Consider the following 576-nt stretch of genomic DNA (forward strand, 5'->3'; position numbering starts at 1 on the left):
GGTGCTGCGCGAGGAGATTGGGCGCCTGCGATCGCTCACCGAAAAGCCGTTCGGGGTCGGTATATTGCTGAGTGGACCGCATCTGCCATTTCCAATCGAGGCGGTCATCGACGTGTGCCTCGAGGAGCGGGTTCCAGTCCTCTTGACCTTTTGGGGCGATCCGGCTCCCTTTGTAGGCCCAGCCCAAGCGGCAGGGGTGAAACTGATCGACCAAGTCGGCTCGGTTGCCCACGCGCGAAAAGCTGCTCATGCCGGGGTCGATGCCATCGTTGCTCAGGGTGTGGAAGCCGGTGGCCACCTGGCTGGCGATATTACAACGATGGCGCTGGTACCGCGGGTCGTCGACGCGGTGGCTCCCGTTCCCGTCATTGCAGCCGGAGGCATTGCGGATGCGCGGGGCTTCGCCGCCGCTCTCGCTCTCGGAGCGCAGGGCGTGATGATCGGAACGAGGCTGATCGCTACGACAGAAGCCTACGCGCATACGGTCTATAAACAGAAGGTTATCGATGCAGCGGAAGATTACACGGTGCGGACGACGCTTTTCGGTCACGGCTGGCCCAATGCCCCTCATCGCAC

2 protein-coding genes are annotated in these 576 nt (G+C 62.7%); one reads left to right on the top strand and one right to left on the bottom strand.

Translation table 11 applies throughout. The annotated features are described in order from the left end of the window. Positions 1-214: hypothetical protein (locus tag IVA92_RS12145; RefSeq protein ID WP_247534224.1), on the bottom strand; the 214-nt coding region annotated here is incomplete at its 3' end. Here IVA92_RS12145 and IVA92_RS12150 point away from each other — a divergent pair. Then, positions 113-576 (top strand): nitronate monooxygenase (locus IVA92_RS12150; RefSeq protein ID WP_247534222.1); only part of this gene is annotated, 464 nt, incomplete at its 3' end. The genes IVA92_RS12145 and IVA92_RS12150 overlap by 102 nt on opposite strands.

Source organism: Bradyrhizobium sp. 154 (genome assembly GCF_023073875.1).
GTDB lineage: Bacteria > Pseudomonadota > Alphaproteobacteria > Rhizobiales > Xanthobacteraceae > Bradyrhizobium.